15 protein-coding genes, 1 other RNA gene and 1 pseudogene are annotated in these 16,798 nt (G+C 36.8%); 7 read left to right on the forward strand and 10 right to left on the reverse strand.

Annotated features, from left to right (window positions below; all coding sequences use genetic code 11):
- Positions 1-1,591: hypothetical protein (locus DHD80_RS08325; RefSeq protein WP_251740708.1), on the reverse strand; the 1,591-nt coding region annotated here is incomplete at its 3' end.
- Positions 1,592-2,167: 576 nt separating this feature from the next.
- Here DHD80_RS08325 and pdxH point away from each other — a divergent pair.
- The 4 genes from pdxH to DHD80_RS08345 are packed head-to-tail and all read left to right on the forward strand — an operon-like array spanning position 2,168 to position 6,315.
- Positions 2,168-2,812 carry a pyridoxamine 5'-phosphate oxidase gene (gene pdxH / locus DHD80_RS08330; RefSeq protein WP_251740709.1) on the forward strand — a complete coding sequence of 215 codons (645 nt, stop codon included), beginning with the start codon at positions 2,168-2,170 and terminating at the stop codon, positions 2,810-2,812.
- 1 nt (position 2,813) lies between these two features.
- The gene (locus tag DHD80_RS08335; RefSeq protein WP_251740710.1) at positions 2,814-3,299 is read left to right on the forward strand and encodes a histidine phosphatase family protein; all 486 of its coding nucleotides are present in this window, start codon (positions 2,814-2,816) and stop codon (positions 3,297-3,299) included.
- A gap of 5 nt (positions 3,300-3,304) precedes the next feature.
- A complete protein-coding gene (ppk1, locus tag DHD80_RS08340; protein ID WP_251740711.1) occupies positions 3,305-5,419 on the forward strand; it encodes a polyphosphate kinase 1 in 2,115 nt (704 codons plus the stop codon).
- The gene (locus DHD80_RS08345; RefSeq protein WP_251740712.1) at positions 5,416-6,315 is read left to right on the forward strand and encodes a rod shape-determining protein; all 900 of its coding nucleotides are present in this window, start codon (positions 5,416-5,418) and stop codon (positions 6,313-6,315) included. Before ppk1 ends, DHD80_RS08345 begins: the two co-directional genes overlap by 4 nt.
- Here DHD80_RS08345 and DHD80_RS08350 read toward each other — a convergent pair.
- Positions 6,312-6,893 (reverse strand): tRNA-(ms[2]io[6]A)-hydroxylase, encoded by a 582-nt coding sequence (locus DHD80_RS08350; RefSeq protein WP_251740713.1) that lies wholly within the window; start codon positions 6,891-6,893, stop codon positions 6,312-6,314. The two genes, DHD80_RS08345 and DHD80_RS08350, sit on opposite strands and share 4 nt — an antisense overlap.
- A gap of 1 nt (position 6,894) precedes the next feature.
- Complete coding sequence (locus tag DHD80_RS08355; RefSeq protein ID WP_251740714.1) at positions 6,895-8,724, reverse strand: DNA polymerase III subunit gamma/tau; 1,830 nt, start codon at positions 8,722-8,724, stop codon at positions 6,895-6,897.
- A gap of 113 nt (positions 8,725-8,837) precedes the next feature.
- Between DHD80_RS08355 and rnpB the strand changes: the two genes are divergently transcribed.
- Positions 8,838-9,158, forward strand: an RNA gene (gene rnpB, locus DHD80_RS08360) — RNase P RNA component class A.
- Between the two features lie 23 nt (positions 9,159-9,181).
- Here the strand turns inward: rnpB and DHD80_RS08365 are convergent.
- From DHD80_RS08365 to DHD80_RS08385, 5 genes and pseudogenes are all read right to left on the reverse strand, one after another.
- Positions 9,182-9,961, reverse strand: a pseudogene (locus DHD80_RS08365) (glycoside hydrolase family 16 protein); the annotation flags it as partial.
- Between the two features lie 2 nt (positions 9,962-9,963).
- Complete coding sequence (locus tag DHD80_RS08370) at positions 9,964-10,341, reverse strand: hypothetical protein (protein ID WP_251740715.1); 378 nt, start codon at positions 10,339-10,341, stop codon at positions 9,964-9,966.
- Between the two features lie 15 nt (positions 10,342-10,356).
- Positions 10,357-10,890 carry an RsmD family RNA methyltransferase gene (locus tag DHD80_RS08375; RefSeq protein ID WP_251740716.1) on the reverse strand — a complete coding sequence of 178 codons (534 nt, stop codon included), beginning with the start codon at positions 10,888-10,890 and terminating at the stop codon, positions 10,357-10,359.
- Positions 10,881-11,732 (reverse strand): DUF3822 family protein, encoded by an 852-nt coding sequence (locus DHD80_RS08380; RefSeq protein WP_251740717.1) that lies wholly within the window; start codon positions 11,730-11,732, stop codon positions 10,881-10,883. The genes DHD80_RS08375 and DHD80_RS08380 overlap by 10 nt, the downstream gene beginning before the upstream one ends.
- A complete protein-coding gene (locus tag DHD80_RS08385; RefSeq protein WP_251740718.1) occupies positions 11,692-12,354 on the reverse strand; it encodes a hypothetical protein in 663 nt (220 codons plus the stop codon). The genes DHD80_RS08380 and DHD80_RS08385 overlap by 41 nt, the downstream gene beginning before the upstream one ends.
- Positions 12,355-12,476: 122 nt before the next feature.
- Between DHD80_RS08385 and DHD80_RS08390 the strand changes: the two genes are divergently transcribed.
- Both DHD80_RS08390 and kdsB read left to right on the forward strand, forming a co-directional pair.
- Complete coding sequence (locus tag DHD80_RS08390) at positions 12,477-13,913, forward strand: AAA family ATPase (protein WP_251740904.1); 1,437 nt, start codon at positions 12,477-12,479, stop codon at positions 13,911-13,913.
- A 26-nt stretch (positions 13,914-13,939) separates the two neighbouring features.
- On the forward strand, positions 13,940-14,674 hold the full coding sequence (kdsB, locus tag DHD80_RS08395) for a 3-deoxy-manno-octulosonate cytidylyltransferase (protein WP_251740719.1): 735 nt from the start codon (positions 13,940-13,942) through the stop codon (positions 14,672-14,674).
- Between the two features lie 121 nt (positions 14,675-14,795).
- On the opposite strand, the gene DHD80_RS08400 is transcribed toward kdsB, so the two are convergent.
- Positions 14,796-16,103, reverse strand: a complete 1,308-nt coding sequence (locus tag DHD80_RS08400) for a deoxyribodipyrimidine photo-lyase (RefSeq protein WP_251740720.1) — start codon at positions 16,101-16,103, stop codon at positions 14,796-14,798.
- Positions 16,103-16,798, reverse strand: coding sequence for an SDR family oxidoreductase (locus DHD80_RS08405; RefSeq protein ID WP_251740721.1), 696 nt, complete (start codon positions 16,796-16,798; stop codon positions 16,103-16,105). The genes DHD80_RS08400 and DHD80_RS08405 overlap by 1 nt, the downstream gene beginning before the upstream one ends.

Below are 16,798 nucleotides of genomic sequence, written 5' to 3' on the forward strand. Positions count from 1 at the left end.
AGTCCCCGGCAGTGGCTACTTCAATAGCAGCAGTAGTGGCCCCGGTGTTCCACAGGTAATCAACATTGCCGGTAGTGGTGGCATCTAAAATGATACTTTTGGTCTCACAGTTTAATTCTTTGTTCCCGGAGATTGCTGCGTTCACGGCATCGGTATTTTTAGAAACCGTTACCATATCCTCATCGAAACATTTACTGTCATTATTGGTGATCAGTACGGAATAGTCCCCGGCAGTGGCTACTTCAATAGCAGCAGTAGTGGCCCCGGTGTTCCACAGGTAATCAACATTGCCGGTAGTGGTGGCATCTAAAATGATACTTTTGGTCTCACAGTTTAATTCTTTGTTCCCTGAAATGTCCGCAACTACAGGAGTGTTATCCTGCTTAATGATTACGAAAGCTGTACCAGTACAACCGTTCGCTGCAGTTGCAGTTACAGTAAAAGTTCCCGCGGTACTAACTTTAAGTAAAGCGTTAGTTCCTATAACAGAAGTTCCATCAGACCATAAGTAGCTTACACCACCGGAAGCGGTAAGTGTTGTAGAATCATTTTCACAGGTAAGATCTAGTCCATTATCATTACTAATAATAACGGAAGGTGTAGAAATTGTAACTGAAGTAGAGGTAGAGTAATCACAACCGTTAGCATTAAATCCATAGGTAATGGTATAAGTGCCCTCAGTAGTATTCGCTAAATCAATTTCTCCAGTTGAAGTATTTATAATTAAATTACTAGAAGAAGATGAATATTCACCGCCGGCAACTCCTGTTCTGTTAACTGTTGCAGAACCACTATTTGTACATAGAGGATCTGTATAGGATATAGAAGCATCGCCCGGTTCAAAAACCTCAACTGTTTTAGTTATTTCTTTAGTTAATATACCGTCTGAAGAAGCTAAAGTCACTTCATAAGTACCAGAGGGACTAAATTCATAAGTTGGATATTGATCATCTTTACTAAATAAAACATTTGTACCAGCTTCATTCTTAAAAAACCATTCATAAGTATATCCGGAAACGGGTGGGTCGCCACCAGTTGTTAGATCTGTAAATATCACCTTTTTAGAATTACATTCCTGTGTATAAGAAAAATTAGGCACAAGAGGGGTTTTTACTATAAATCCACCCGGATTAGCATAACATTGGGAATTTTTATTTGTATCAAAGGAAGCACATTCTGTATTATCAAGTTTAGGTTGACCAGTTTTCCAACGCATAAAAATATCGCGAATTTCGAGCTTATCTCCCCAGGTCCAATCAAAATCACCTATGTAAACCGCATCTCCTTGTGGTATTTTCTCAGTTAAAAATAAACACACTTCTTGAGGCATAACGAGGACATCATTTACATAAACGTTATACCTAACGTTTAAAGCATAAGAATTAGAAGTGCTTCCGCCAAATGTCGCAAAGATTTGCCCCTCGATTACGGGGTCTATAGGTTCGTAACCTTCGGTGAAAACTTCTCCCTTATCATTTCGGAATTCAACATTCGTTACAACTCCATTTTCTTGTGGACAGGAGAACTGGGCATAAATTCCCAAAGAGAAAAATAATGCAGCGATAAATGAAATAGTAGTTTTCCAAATCATATTAATAATGTTTAGAATTATAAATTATTGGTATGTCGCACAAACGACTTTAATTAAAATTTCAATAATGTGAACTGCAATATTTTATATTGCCTGTGGGGGATTCAAATTGTATTCAATGAGGAAAAAACAGTCGGTAATTATTAGAGGATTACCAAATAGAAGTACGTGGGGGTGACTCTAATTGTTTTTCAGATAGTAAAATTATATCAAAATCACAGCTAAAAAAGGATTCCTTAAATTTTTAGATATAAGGGGTTAGATATTCGTTAAAGTGCATAAAATTAAAGCAGAACTAAGTTTGATTACCTAATAGAAAATTGAATTTTTGTAGGAATTTTGTAGGAAAAATATAATTGGTATGCTTCTCAAAAGTCCCTAAAAGGCTAATTTTCAATTAATTCTTACAAATAATGTAAAATAAATCCGCACCTTTTATATTCCTATTTTGAAAATGTTAAGATGAAAGAAAACATCTATGTTGAGCTTTAAAATATATATGTTTTCTAATTTTTTGTTACAGTCATTCCTCCTTCATTTTATTCCTTGTAAATTGGTAGAATAGAAATTTCAATTATGAAGAATAATATTTCAGGGTATAGAAAATCCTACGAAAAAGGAACTTTATCGAAAAAAAATATTCCAGAAAATCCTTTAGATCTTTTTAAGACCTGGTTTCAACTTGCTGATGAAAATCATGCTATAGAGGAAGTGAATGCAATGAGCCTTTCTACAGTTGGTAATGATTTGCTTCCAAAAACACGCGTGGTCCTTCTAAAATCTTTTGATGAAAATGGATTTGTTTTTTATTCTAATTACACTTCACAAAAAGGACAGGATCTAAAAGAGAATCCGCAGTGTTGTATTTCATTTTTCTGGCCAGTGCTCGAGAAACAGATTATCATTAAAGGGAAGGTCGAAAAGATTAGTCGGGATGAATCTGAAAAGTATTTTCATTCCAGACCTCGTGGCTCACAGCTTGGGGCGTTGGTCTCTAACCAAAGTGCGGTTATTGATTCCCGCGAATATCTGGAATCAAAACTCCAGGATTATGAAAATGAATATAAAAATAAAGAAATTCCTATGCCAAATGATTGGGGCGGCTATGTAGTATCTCCAATTTCGTTCGAATTCTGGCAGGGAAGGGAAAACAGACTGCACGATAGATTACGATTTTCAAAAGCAGAAAAAAACTGGATTGTAGAACGCTTAGCACCTTGATATGAAAAGACTTATTTTAGTTAGACACGGGAAATCATCCTGGGATAATAATTTACCAGATAATAAAAGACCTCTCAAAAAGAGGGCAATTAAAGATGCAAAAGCGGTTCTAAAATCCTACAAGCATTTTTATTCAGGTACAGGGATGTTTTGGACCAGCCCTGCAGTACGGGCACATGAAACAGCGAAGATTTTCAAGAAGACGCTGGATGTGAAAGACGACAATTTTAATATCATTGAAGATCTATATACATTTAATCAAAATGAATTGCTCACTGAAATTCAATCTTGTCCAGATTCTATTGAGGAACTAACCATATTTGCGCATAATCCTGCCTTAACGGTTCTCGTTAATCATTTAGGGGATAAACCTTTGGACAATCTTCCTACAACCGGGTTGTGCCTCATAGAATTTGAAACAAATTCCTGGAAAGAAATTGAAAAAGGAAAAACTATTTTAACTTTATTGCCTAAAAATCTTCGCTAACCTAAATGCTCGAAAAACGTTATATCAACAGAGAATTAAGCTGGCTGTCCTTTAATGCCCGCGTTTTGCAGGAAGCAGCTGATGAAACGGTACCACTCATTGAAAGATTACGTTTTCTGGGGATCTTTTCAAATAATCTTGATGAATTTTTTAAGGTACGCTACGCCACAGTTAAACGTATTGATTTAGCCGGAAAAGCCGGTAAAAGTGTATTGGGCGGAATTAAAGCCAGTAAATTACTTGCTGAAATCACCAAAATAGTTATTGAACATCAGTCAGAAAGTTTGAAAATCCTGGATGATATCCAGACGAAACTTAAGGATCACGACATATATATTATTAAAGAAGATCAGGTTACCGAAAATCAGCAGGAATTTATTAGAAACTATTTTCTAAGTAAAGTAAGCCCGGCACTGGTGACCATGATTCTAAATGACCTTCCCGAAATGCCGTCCCTTAAGGATAGTGCGGCTTATCTTGCCGTCAAAATGGTGATGAATGAGGACGGGACAGAAGAGAATCAGCATGGAATTTCTAAAATTCTAAACAGGTCGGTACGTGAAAAACGTTATGTTTTAATTGAAATTCCGAAAAATATCGAACGATTTGTTGTGCTTCCTGAAGAGAATGGAAAGCAATACATCATCTTACTCGATGATCTCATTCGGTATAATCTTCATACGATTTTTAATATTTTCAGTTACGAGAGTTTAAGTGCGCATATGATCAAGATTACTCGTGATGCTGAACTCGACCTGGATAGTGACCTGAGTAAAAGTTTTATTGAAAAAATTTCAGATTCTGTTAAGGACCGACTTAAGGGCGATCCTGTTCGATTTGTCTACGATAAAAATATAGACCAGGACACGCTTTCCTATTTAATGAATAAAATGGGAATCGAGTCTACTGATAGTATTATCCCGGGAGGGAGATACCATAACCGGAGGGATTATATGGATTTCCCAGGCTTAGGTCGGGAAGATTTGCATTATGAAGTTAGGGATCCTTTGCCAATTCAGGGCTTGATCTTGCAAACCAGTGTATTAAAAGGAATTGCCGAGAAAGATTATTTGCTGTATACCCCTTACCAAAGTTTTGCCTATGTTGTGAAATTTTTGCGAGAGGCGGCTTTAGATCCCAAGGTAAAATCCATCAAAATCACTATTTATAGATTGGCAAAGATTTCCCATATTGCCAGTTCCCTGATCAATGCAGTTAAAAACGGTAAAAAAGTTACTGTTCAAATTGAATTAAGGGCAAGGTTTGATGAAGTTGCCAATATAAGATATGCGGAACAAATGCAACAGGAAGGAGTGAAGCTGATATTTGGCGTTCCCGGTTTAAAAGTACATTGCAAAACCTGTGTTATTGAGCGGGAAGAAGAAGGTAAACTGAAACGTTACGGTTTTATAAGTACAGGAAATTTTAATGAAAATACCTCCCGCCTTTATACAGATTATACACTATTCACTGCCGATGCTGAAATATTAAAAGAAATAAATAAGGTATTTGATTTTTTTGAAACTAATTACAAGGTAAATAAATACAATCACCTTATCGTCTCCCCCCATTACACCAGGAATGCGATCTATAAATTAATCCAGAATGAAATCGATAATGCTAAGAGTGGAAAACCTTCCGGAATTCGGTTAAAATTGAATAGCCTCTCAGATAATGGGGTGATCGATAAATTATATACCGCCAGTAAAGCCGGGGTGAAAATTAAACTGATCGTTCGTGGAATTTGCTGTTTAGTGCCTGGAGCACCCGGAATTAGTGAAAATATTGAAGCTATTAGTATTATAGATAAATTTCTGGAACATCCACGTGTCTTTATTTTTGAAAATGAGGGAAATAAGAAAGTCTATATTTCTTCCGCAGATTTTATGACCAGGAACTTAGATCAGCGAGTGGAAATTTCCTGTCCTATTTATGATGAAGATATAAAACAGGAAATAATTGAAACTTTTGATATTAGCTGGAATGATAATGTTAAAGCAAGATATCATGGGCCGGGAATGATCAATGAATATAGAGAAACGAATGGAGCGAAAATAAGGTCCCAATTTGCCCTTTATGATTACTACTTAAATAAAATTGAATATAAAGCCACCAAATGATTAAACAGAGAACCTACGCAGCCATAGATATAGGATCAAACGCAGTGAGATTATTGATTAGCACCATCACTGAAAAGGAAGGCACGGAAACCAATTTTCGTAAAACTTCCCTGGTTCGTGTTCCCATTCGACTGGGGGCCGATGTGTTTTTAAAACAAAAGGTTTCTGAAAAAAATACGACCCGAATGATCGATACCATGCAGGCCTTTCAACTAATCATGAAATCACATGGTGTTGAAAAATATAAAGCCTATGCCACTTCTGCAATGCGCGAGGCAAAAAACGGAAATCAAATCGCTGAAATAATTCAGGAAAAAACGGGAATTGAAATCGAAATTATTGATGGATCTCACGAAGCGGCAATTATTGCGGCAACAGATCTTCATGCGCTAATCCAGAATGATTGTAATTACTTATATGTAGATGTGGGTGGTGGTAGTACGGAATATACCTTATATAGTAATGGTAAAACAATCACTTCCCGATCATTTAAAGTGGGAACGGTTAGAATGATGGAAGATCTTGTGGAGCATAAAACCTGGGATGAAATGCGTACATGGGTAAAAGAAGTGACCAAAGATTATGAAGATATAGACCTGATTGGTTCCGGGGGAAATATCAATAATATATTTAAAACAAGTGGAAAAGTGGAAGGAAAACCGCTTACATTAAAGTATATGAAAGATTATGATGAAAAATTAAATTCATATACCTACGAAGAAAGGATCACCGAACTGGATTTAAAAAATGATCGGGCAGATGTTATTATCCCTGCTTCCAAGATCTATTTAAATTCGATGAAATGGGCTCGTGCAAATCGCATCTTTGTTCCCAAAATAGGTCTGGCAGATGGTATTATTAAATCTCTTTACAACCGGTCAAAGAATAAAGCCTAACCGTGAATACTTTGATTTTTGCTAAGGTTTTTAATAATCCCCGCCTCAAAATCTAATAATTGCCCCCATTTTTGATCTACTTTTTCAAGATCGCCATAGTGTCTGGCAAATTTCAAAAACATGGTATAATGCCCCGCTTCACTAATCATGAGTTTTTTATAAAATTCGGCCAGCTCTTTATCTTCAAGTTTTTCAGAAAGCATTCTGAAGCGTTCACAACTTCTGGCTTCAATTAAACCTGCAATCAACAACCTGTGGACTAATTGATCGGTTCTGCTCCCACCTTTGGGAAAAAACTTCAGCAACGCAAGGACATATTCATCTTTTCTATCCCAGCCCATGGTATAACCCCTTTCCAGGATTTTATCATATACCATTTTAAAATGGCCCATTTCTTCGCGCGCCAATGCAGTCATTTCCAGGACTAATTCTGAATATTCAGGAAACGAAACTATTAAGGAGATCGCGGTGGAGGCCGCCTTTTGCTCGCAATAGGCATGATCAACAAGAATATCTTCAATATTTTTTTTGGCGATATCTGCCCAGCGTGGGTCTGTGGGTAATTTTAATCCTAACATATTAAACGTCTAAATCAAAAGTTGCTCTTAGTTTATCAATTAATGGGTTCGCTTCTTTTAGCTTCTCATATTTTTCCTGAGCGGTGAACGCATATTTTCGGGAAGTAGACTCATCCACATTTATTTGAAGCACAATATGTGTATTCCTAAGTTTTCGTTTTAAAAAACCCATCAACCTGGGTTCTTCTTTTTCAAGATCAATTTTCATTGTCTCATTGGGAAAGGTGAGCACGATATTTTTATCTTCCAGTTTGGGCTGTTGCGATTCTAAAATAGAAGCCAGGATTTTCTCTCCTTTATCCTTAAGTTTTTCGGTGTAAGCAATCCAGTTTTCAATAAGGTTCTCTTCGGAAAAACTTTCGTACATCACCTCTTCCTTGGGAAGGTTCGCCTGTATTTTTTCCTGAAGCTCCTTTTTCTTACTAATACTTTTTAGGGATAAACCTGACACTTTTCCAGTATCGATCCTCGAAATAGGTTTCTGTACTTCTTGAGCCTTTGGTTCTTCTTCTGAAATTGAAGTGCTGGCCTCTGGATCTAAATCTTTTTTATATTCAGTTGATTTCGGACTTTCTTCGGAATAATATTTTTCTTCTTTTTCTGAAGCACAGGTTTCAGGAGCATTTTTAGAATTGGGAAGGTTATTTTCCGTGGCTTCGGAATCATCATATTCCTGATCACGAATCACCTGTTTCTCTTCCGAAGAAATTTTTACGGGTTTTTCTATAAAATAGGAGGCGGGAATTATGCCAGATTCAGACTTTTTTTTTTCGCCGCTATACGTTATAGAGGCTAATTGCATGAGGCATAATTCTACAAGCAGTCGCTGGTTATGGCTGGTTTTGTATTTTTGATCGCATGAGTTGGCCATTTCAATAGCCTGCAATAAGAATTGATGCGAAGTTTTTTGCGATTGCTCAAAATATTTTGCTTTGGTTTGATCGCCAACCTCCAGTAATTCAATCGTTTTTTCATCTTTACAAACCAAAAGGTCTCTAAAATGAGAGGCCAGTCCACCAATAAAATGATGACCATCAAAACCACTGGAGAGAATGGAATTGTATTTTACCAATAACTCCGGAATGTCATTTTTAAGTATAAGATCTGTCACCTGCATATAGGTATCATAATCTAAAACATTCAGGTTTTCGGTAACTGCCTGGCGGGTTAAATTATTTCCGCTAAAACTTACTACGCGATCATAAATGGATAAGGCATCCCGCATGGCACCATCAGCTTTTTGAGCAATAATGTGCAATGCATCATCTTCAGCCTGAACCCCTTCCTGTTCCGCGATGTAAGCTAAGTATTTTCGCGCATCACTAACGGTGATGCGTTTAAAATCGAAGATCTGGCAACGGGAAAGGATGGTTGGAATAATTTTATGTTTTTCCGTAGTAGCCAGGATGAAAATAGCATGTTTAGGTGGTTCTTCCAAGGTCTTTAAGAAGGCATTGAAAGCCGCTGCCGAAAGCATATGGACTTCATCAATAATATAAACCTTGTAATGTCCTGTTTGTGGGGGAATTCGAACCTGATCTGTAAGTTCTCTAATTTGATCCACCCCATTATTAGAAGCGGCATCCAGTTCAAAGATATTAAAGGCAAAATCTTCATCGGGGCTTTGTGTCCCATCCTGATTGATCATTTTTGCCAAAATACGGGCGCAGGTAGTTTTACCAACACCTCTGGGACCGGTAAATAATAATGCCTGTGCCAGGTGGTTATTATTTATGGCGTTTGAAAGAGTATTGGTTATGGCTTGTTGCCCCACCACATCTTTAAAAGTTTGTGGGCGGTATTTTCTTGCCGAGACTACAAAATGCTCCATTAAAATCTATTGATCTACAAATATAAAAATCACAACGCTAAACGCCAGAGGTTAGGGGGTTATTTATGAACAATAGGAGAAAGAAATAAACATAATTAGACTTATCTTTGCTATAAGCAGGCCGCCTTATCGCTTCATTTAATTGAAGAGGAAAGTCCGGACACCAAAGGGCAGCGTAGTGGGTAACACCCACCGGTCCCGATAGCTATCGGGATCAGGACCAGTGCAACAGAAAGAATGTACAGGTAATGCTGTAGTGAAACCAGGTAAACTCTATGCGGTGCAATGCCATGTAAACCGGCCTCGCAGGATGACCCGTCCTCATGCCGGAGGGTAGGCAGCTAAAAATTAACGGTAACGTTAATTTCAGATAAATGATAAGGATCCTGATATGTATCGGGGTACAGAATCCGGCTTACAGGCCTGCTTTTTTATAAACCCTGATGTAATCGATTATAAATTTCTGTGGAAGGAGATTTTGATCAATTATTCCAGCCCAGTTTCCGCCAAGGGCGAGATTCAGTTTAAGAAAAAAAGGTTTTCTGAAAGGATTATTTTCACTTCCTGCTTTATCTAAATTGAAAGTGTGATAGATGTTCTCATTAATTAAGAACTTAATTTCATCTTCATTCCAAATCACGGTATACACATGAAAATTTTCAGAAGGATCCTCTATATATATTGAATTTCCATCTGAGCTATAGCCATTTTTATGATCTGAAGGATAGTGCACCGTCCCATGTATTTCGTTAGGAACTTTCCCTACATGTTCCATAATGTCGATCTCACCGGTTGCGGGCCAGCTGAGTTTATCAAAATCGGCACCGAGCATCCAAATTGCCGGCCAAACTCCATTACCGGAGGGAAGTTTTGCTCTTACATCTATTCGGCCATATTGAAATTCAAAATTTCCTTTGGTTTCAATACTTCCGGAAGTGTATTTGGAGAATTTTTCTGTATGCCGATAATTTGAAGAATCTGCTTTAAATTTTTTATTTCGGAAAGACTCTTTCCTGGCTATAATTTCAAGTTGGCCGTTTCTCACCCGAGCGTTTTTTCTTCGACTGGTATAATATTGTTCTTCTAAATTCCGAATAAAACCTTCTTCAAAATTCCATTTTTCAGGATTGGGTTTTCCGGAATAATCAAATTCTTCACTCCAGATTAGTATAAAATCCTGTGCCGCCATACGTTGAGAAAAGTTCAGAAAATATAAAATGAGAAAGAGAATTCTCATCGTTACTCATTTAAATAACCAGATGCCCAGGCTTTCGCTTCATCTAAAGAATTAAAAATCTCATAAGGAATAGGGCAGAACTGTTTTTCGAAATTGGCAATTTGTAGTCTGCTAAAACTTTCACTTACAATCCCAATAGCTTTTAAAGATTTAATATCAATTAGGCTGCTGTATAATAAAGGGTTTACGCTGTAATCGTTTTTGCGGTAGGAGAGGTAAATATATTCATTGCCCTTATAATAGTCTTCAACGATATCTTCAAGAATTCTAACTTGAGGCAAATCAAGATTCTCTTCAGGATTGATAATAGCCACTACGAAATTTGGATAAAACTCAATGGTGGCAAAGTCTATTTTTTGGATTTTTAGGGCGTCTACCATACTCTAAGTTAAGGATTATTCAAAGAAACTAAAGGTGCTGCCCCCATATTTTCGGGAATTTGAGAAATTTTTAGAATTCGAAAGATCGGTATGTTTAGAATGTTCGATGATCAATTGCCCACCCTCTTCCAGCATATTATTTTCAAAAACAAGTTCGGCTATTTTTAGAAACTGCCCAGTTTCAAAATTATAAGGCGGATCTGCAAAAATAATATCGGCTTTTACCGGAACTTTTTCCAGATATTTATAAACATCACTTTTAATGGCAGTTATAGGGAAATTGAGTTCCTCAGTAGTTTTTTTTATGAATTTTATGCAGTCAGGATTGGCATCTATAGCGATAATGTTCTGGCTACCGCGCGCAGCAAATTCGTAAGAAATATTTCCGGTACCACTAAAAAGATCCACGATTTTTAACTCCCGAAAGTTATACTGGTTGTTCAAAATATTAAAGAGCGCCTCCTTAGACATATCTGTTGTTGGGCGAACCGGTAATTTTGAAGGAGCGGTAATTCTTCTTCCTTTATGACTTCCTGAAATTATGCGCATTCAAAGGATTTTAATAATAAATATTCTGCCCGCTCTTCTTCAGGTTTTTCTTCCGAAATAAATGTATAAGGATGAAATGCTCCCAAAAATGAGACATTTTTCACATAATCCCATGTAATCCTATATTCTTCCGAATCCTTTTTAATATCCCCTAGCAGAATAAGATTGAAGTTTTTAGAATCCATTTTCAACTGCTCTGCAGTAAAGAGGAGATAATATAAAAAATCTTCCCTGGTTTCGAATTCGAAGGTATTGGCAAAAAGGAGCTTATCATTATCTAGAATTACCAAATCATAATTTTTGCCGTAAGTATGAAGATATACATTTTCCCGGCCATCCTTTTGATTATGTGCAATCAGGGAATTTATCAAAATACTAAGGCTATGCTGGTATTCATATTCACCATATTTATCAAAAAAGTAATTTGTGATATTGGCATAGGGGATATAAACATTAACGATTTCAGGATCCAGCCGATCAAAAGCAATAAAATCTGTCTTTAAAATCTTTGTATTGAATTTTAAATATCCGGAAGCGTTTTGTTCTTCAAATAATGTAGATGGAACTAAAGTAAATAGCGAATTCGTAAAGAAAACCTTTACTTCATCCACCTTAACATTCAAATTATGATCGTTCTCGTAAGCCAGTTCAATTTGTGCCAGCACCTTTATTGGGTCCAGCTGTTTTTCAAAAGGGATCTTTTTATAATAAATAATTTCTTTAGTTTCCTCATTTAGGATACAAAAAGAAAGTCCATTCAAGCTTACCTGAATGGACAATTTATTTTTATAAAGATTTTTGTTACTGGTTGTTTTTCTCCCCACCATACTTATCAAATCCATTACCACTGGTAGTCACTTCGGTCATGGAGCCAACACTAATATAACGACCATTCACATCATCTACCGATTGTATTTCATTTTCCTGCAGGACCATTGTTTTGTCCTGATCAAATAGAACCACAGACTTGGCAACTTTTGCTTCGAAAACAGGAATTTTATTCTCTCCTTTTTTGATGAAACCTGCATCAAGATCAAATTCTTTATCCACACCCTTAATAGGGATAAACCTCATATTTTCATAACGTTCACGGTCCCCGCCAAAAAGTGAATCTTTAACTGATGCGAACCCCAGCGTATCAATAACAACTTTTTCAATATTCTTGTCTACACCGTAAGTCTTTCTATACTCTTCATCCATCACCACAGTATCCCTACGCTGAGTAATTGCAAACTGTGCTGTATCTAAGAACTTAATTAATTTATCAAAATCTCCCTGGAATTCACCGGTTACTTCTTGATGCGCGATTTCCGCAGCTCTAATATCTTTAAGGTTCTTTATAACTTTCGTATACCTTATTTCTTTAACCTTATTAAATTGAATGGGTTCGTATACCGCATTAAATGTAAGATAGGCCAGTCCAATAATAACAATCCAAAGAAATATCTGAATTACAAATCTCATGTGTACTAAATTTTATTTTGTTGAAGGTTTAAGCTATAATAACAAATCTACAACTTTTTTTTATTCGTAAAAGTTTCTGTCATAAAAATCCATTGTTATCTTTGAGTTTTTATGCCCTTTCTATGCAAAAACCTACTCCCGATTCTTTTTTTAAAATTCTGATAGAAGATCTGGGATTTCCTCCAACTACCAATCAGGATATCGCTTTAAAAATGTTGGCAGATTTCGCGGTAACCGGTGGAAAGGATAAATTATTTGTGCTGAAAGGTTTTGCCGGGACTGGTAAGACAACCATAATCAGCACTTTAGTAAAAAATATCTGGAAAATTAGAAAAACAGGAATTTTACTTGCCCCAACGGGCAGGGCGGCAAAAGTAATCGCCAATTACTCTCAAAAGGAGGCTTTTACTATCCATAAAAAGATCTATTTTCCGAAGAAAACATCGGGTGGTGGGGTTCAATTTACCCTTCAGCCAAATAAGCATAAAAATTCTTTATTCATTGTAGATGAAGCCTCAATGATCTCTGATGATGGTGGAAATTCGAAACTTTTTGAGAATGGATCTTTGCTGGACGATCTCATTGAATATGTTTATAATGGTAATAATTGCCAGTTGATCCTTATTGGTGATACTGCCCAGTTACCGCCGGTAAAAATGGATTTAAGCCCCGCACTCGAGGAACAAAAGCTTCAGCAAAACTATAATAAAGAGGTTTCTTTTATTGAACTGGATGAAGTGGTTAGGCAAAGTGAAACCAGCGATATCCTGCACAATGCCACTTTAATTCGCGAAAACATACACGACTCGACCTATGAAAGCTTCAAGTTTGAACTTTCTGAAATTGGTGATGTAATCAGGCTAAAGGACGGTTATGAAATTATGGATGCCATTCAGGATTCCTATACAAGTTTGGGATATGAGGAATCCAGCATCATTGTTCGTTCTAACAAGAGAGCAAACATGTACAATAAACAAATTAGGTCCAGAATTCTTTTTCAGGAAGATGAAATATCTGCCGGGGATTATTTGATGGTCGTGAAGAATAATTATTTTTGGATCAAACCAACTTCAGAAGCCGGATTTATCGCCAATGGCGATATTTTAAAAATTCTGGAGATCTTCGGTTTTAAGGACCTCTACGGATTCCGTTTTGCTGAAGTACAGGTTCAAATGGTAGATTATCCCAAAATGCGGCCTTTTGAAACAGTAATTCTGTTAGACACTTTAGAAAGCAATACCCCATCCCTTACCTATGAACAATCAAATTCCTTATATGAAGAGGTGAAGAAAGATTATGCAGAAGAAAAGTCTAAATACAAGCAATTTCTAAAGATCAAAAACAATAAATACTTCAACGCCTTACAAATTAAATTTTCTTATGCCATTACCTGCCATAAATCCCAGGGAGGGCAGTGGGATACAGTATTTATAGAACAGCCTTATTTACCCAATGGAGTTGAAAAAGAATATTTGCGCTGGTTGTATACCGCGGTGACCCGGGCAAAAAATAAATTATATTTGATTGGTTTCGGCGATGAATTTTTTGTCGAAAACTAACTGCTGAAAACTTCCAATTAAAAAATATGAAGAATAAGATAATTGCGATGATTCCCGCGCGTTATGAAGCGTCTCGATTTCCGGGAAAACTGCTGAAGGATTTAAATGGAAAAACCGTGATACGAAGAACCTGTGAGGCTGCGGTAAGTACGGGATTATTTCAGGAGGTATATGTGGTGACAGATAGCGATGCTATTTTTGATGAAGTAATTAATTTTGGGGGAAAAGTTGTTCGGAGTATTAAAGAACATGAATGCGGAAGTGATCGTATTGCCGAAGCGGTTGAGAAGATGGAGGTGGATATCGTGGTGAATGTTCAGGGGGACGAACCGTTTATCGACAAGGAAAGCTTAACTAAATTGATCGAGGTTTTTAAAACCGATCCAAATAAAGAAATTGATCTGGCAAGTTTAAAAACTGCTTTGAGCGATAGTGATGAGATCACCAATCCCAATAATGTGAAAGTGATTACAGGCAAAGATGGTTTTGCACTTTACTTTTCAAGATTCCCGGTGCCTTATCCCAGAGATACTGAAGCATCTGTAACCTATTATAAGCATATTGGAATATATGCATTTAGAAAGGCGGCTTTAATGGACTTTTATACTTTGCCTATGTTGCCCTTGGAAGCTGCGGAAAAAATAGAATGTATTCGGTATTTGGAATACGGGAAGAAGATTAAAATGGTAGAGACAAATATACATTCCATTGGAATTGATACTCCTGAAGATCTTGAAAAAGCGAGGAAAATGCTTAGTTAGTTGTGGTTTTTCTGCTGTCTGTTATGTGATATCCATTCTGGTTTACAAAAATTTTGAATTCTGAATGCGAAATGTTGAATTGAACTATTCTTTATTCTAAAAAACTCCAAACTCATAACTATCAACCACTTACTGCTTCCTTAAACACCTTTAACGCCCTTTCCCTGGCTTCTTTATGATCGACCATTTTTTCCGGGTAAGCATCGGTTCCAAATTCCTCAACCCATTGCTTTATATATTCGTGGTCCTTATCAAATTTTTCAATTTGGGTAGTGGGATTAAATATTCTGAAATAAGGCGCGGCATCAACTCCGCTTCCGGCAACCCATTGCCAGTTCCCTATATTAGAAGACATTTCATAATCTAAAAGTTTTTCAGCAAAATAAGCTTCTCCCCACCGCCAGTCTATTAACAGATGCTTGGTTAAAAAACTTCCCACCAACATCCTCACCCGGTTATGCATAAAACCAGATGCATTTAATTGTCGCATACCTGCATCCACCAGGGGATAACCGGTTTTGCCCTGCTTCCATTTTTCAAAATCTCTTGAATCATTTCGCCAATTAATCCGATCGTATTTCTTTTTAAAAGCATTGGTAACTGTTTCAGGATAATGATATAAAATCTGCATAAAAAACTCCCGCCAGATAAGCTCTTCCAAATAGGTTTTTTTGGAGTATTTATCAGCTTCGCGAACAATTTGCCGAATGCTTACCGTTCCGAATCTTAGATGTGCACCAATTCTTGAAGTACCTTCCTGGCCGGGAAAATTTCGGGTGTCTTTATAATCCTTTATCAGGCCAGGTGTAAGTGTATAATTTGGAACTTTTAAAGCAGATTTTTTAAAACCAATATCGCTAAGCGTCAAATTTGGCAATCTTGAATTTTGGATCAAATTGTCCAAATATCGTTTTGTATAGTGGAATTCCAGATCGGTATTTTTGAATTTCTCCATCCAAACGTTTTTATAAGGTGTATAAACGAGATAGGGATCGCCATCCTGTTTTACCACTTCATCCTTTTCGAAAATAACCTGATCTTTAAAATCTTTAAATTCAATATTTTCCTTTTCAAGCAATTCTTTTATCGCGCCATCCCTTTCTTTGGCATACGGCTCATAGTCGCGATTGGTAAAAACTTTTTTGATGTCGTAATCTCTGATTAGTTTGTTGAAGACTTTTTCGGGCTTATCAAAATGCATAGCGATAGAACTTCCATGCTCTTTCTGAAGTTTTTCCCGCATTTTCTGCAATTCTTCATATATAAAAGTTACCCGTGCATCGTCTTTCGGAAGTTTTTCCAGGATTTCAGGATCGAATATAAAAATAGGCATTACTAGTTGTTCACCTTGTAAGGCAGCTTTAAAACCGGCATTATCATCTAACCTTAAATCTCTTCGGAACCAAAAAATAGTAATTGTATCCTTCATTAATTTACGTTAAGAGTGGAAAGTCCGCCGTCCAAACCAATTACCTGACCGGTCATCCAGCTGCTTTCATCACTAATTAAAAATTCAGCAAGCTTGGCAATATCTTCTGAAGTTCCCACTCGTTTTAGCGGATGACGGTTTTCCATTTTCTTCTTTTTCTCTTCCGAATTTAAGAGTTTCGCCGCTAGCGGAGTTTGGGTTAGGGAAGGGGCAATTACATTTACCCGAAAATTCGGAGCATATTCAGCGGCAAGTGACTTAGCAAAACCTTCCACGGCACCTTTTGCTGCAGCGACACTTGTATGAAAGGGCATACCCATCTTAACCGCGACTGTACTGAAAAATATCAAACTCGCCTGATCTGTGGCTTTCAATTTATCTAAAATGCCATGAACCGATTTTACCAACCCAAAAAAATTGAGATGCATTTCCTTTTCAAAATTTTCAGGTTTTAGCATTTTAAAAGGTTTTAAATCGATACTTCCGGGACAATAGATAAACGCATCAATTTTCTCAGGAAGATCTAAAGTGCCAATATCATCTTTCATCACGTCGAATTCAAAGTGATTTATAACATTTGGAAGGTCGTTTCCATTTCTTGAGGCAACCAGTATTTCATGCTCCTTTTTTAAATTCTCGGCTATTTTTCGCCCAATTCCTGAAGATCCTCCAATAAGTAAGATGTTCTTTTTCAT

Source organism: Gramella sp. AN32, from assembly GCF_023718305.1.
GTDB classification, from domain to species: domain Bacteria; phylum Bacteroidota; class Bacteroidia; order Flavobacteriales; family Flavobacteriaceae; genus Christiangramia; species Christiangramia antarctica.